Origin of the sequence: Promicromonospora sp. NPDC057138, assembly GCF_042670845.1 — a bacterium.
Lineage (GTDB): Bacteria > Actinomycetota > Actinomycetes > Actinomycetales > Cellulomonadaceae > Promicromonospora.
On the sequence record NZ_JBHUUX010000149.1, the window covers coordinates 1 to 1,057 of the forward strand.

General features: G+C 70.5%; 1 protein-coding gene. It reads left to right on the top strand.

The genetic code is table 11. The features are described from left to right. A partial coding sequence (locus ACFT2C_RS29130; RefSeq protein ID WP_377210589.1) for a DUF4158 domain-containing protein occupies nucleotides 1-1,057 on the top strand: 1,057 nt, incomplete at both ends.

The following is a 1,057-nucleotide window of genomic DNA, read 5'->3' on the forward strand; positions in this document are numbered from 1 at the left end:
CCAGACGGCGAGTTCACCACCAGGTCGATCAGCCCCTCGGTGATCAGCCCCACCACCGGTCATGACGACCGGAGGGAGCATGGGGTGCGGCAGGAGTGGGAGCCGGAGGACCTGATCGAGGTCTGGACGCTGCTGGAGGAGGACAAAGAGCGGCTGCGGAACAAGTCGGGGGCAAACCGGTTGGGGTTCGCACTGTTGCTGAAGTTCTTCGAGGTGGAGGCCCGGTTCCCGGAGGCCGCCGGGGAGATCCCGGCGCCGGCGGTGTCGTACGTCGCCCAGCAGGTGAAGGTGGCCGTGGAGGAGTGGGCCGCGTACGACTGGTCGGGGCGGGCGATCAAGCGGCACCGGATGGAGATCCGGGGTGCGTTCGGCTTCCGTGAGTGCACCGAGGAGGACCAGGCCCAGCTCGCGGAGTGGCTGGCGGGCGAGCTGTGCGGGGTGGAGCTGAACCGGGACAGGCTGGCGGAGGCGGTGGTGGCGCGCTGCCGCAAGGACCGGCTGGAGCCGCCGGCGGCGGGTCAGATCGCCCGGCTGGTGGGCAGTGCGGTCAGCACCTTCGAGGAGCGGTTCTGCGCGGCCACGGTGGGTCGGCTGTCGGCGGCGACCCGGTCCCGGTTGGACGACCTGATCGCCGAGGACACTGGCGCGAGTGAGGACAGCGCGGGCGGCGGGGGCACGTTCTTCACCGAGCTGAAGGCAGACCCGGGCGCGTTGGGGCTGGACAGCTTGCTGGCGGAGGTGAACAAGCTCCAGCGGGTGCGCGCGCTGGAGCTGCCGCCGGAGCTGTTCGAGGATGTGTCGGAGAAGCTGGTGGCGGCCTGGCGGGCGCGGGCGTCGAAGGAGTACCCCTCGGACCTGCGGGCGGCGGGCGGGCCGGTGCGGTACACCCTGCTGTCGACGCTGTGCCATGTGCGGGAGACGGAGATCACCGACTCGCTGGTGGAGCTGTTCATCCAGCTCGTGCAGAAGATCAACACGCGTGCGGAGAAGAAGGTTGGGATCGGCGGTGCGCGGATCCTCGACGGAGTAGACCTCCGGGTGGGGCGCGGCGAGCTGC